The sequence below is a fragment of the Paraburkholderia sp. SIMBA_053 genome (genome assembly GCF_046534895.1).
GTDB classification, from domain to species: Bacteria; Pseudomonadota; Gammaproteobacteria; order Burkholderiales; family Burkholderiaceae; genus Paraburkholderia; species Paraburkholderia caledonica.
Window position 1 is genome coordinate 1 of the sequence record NZ_JAWRXU010001763.1, and the last position, 234, is coordinate 234.

General features: G+C 57.7%; 1 pseudogene. It reads right to left on the minus strand.

Annotation, left to right across the window (positions count from 1 at the left end):
• Positions 1-87: 87 nt before the first annotated feature.
• Positions 88-234 (minus strand): annotated as a pseudogene (locus SB753_RS41575) (SAM-dependent methyltransferase); the annotation flags it as partial.

The window sequence follows — 234 nt, forward strand, 5'->3', positions numbered from 1 at the left end:
GCTGCCGCGAATCGCGACGCCGTCTTGCTGAGTGCCGTTAGCCATGAAACGCCATGAATTTGTTCAATAAACTGCGATTGTAGCGGATTAACCGGTCAGATCGTAACGCGGGGGAACACCCGTATCTTTCGTTTCGACCGACCCATCCGGCTCGCGCACCGCGCAAATGCGCTGCACGTAGGCGGGACGCGGCTCCGCGAGGAATCCATCCTGAAATGCAACGACACGTAACAG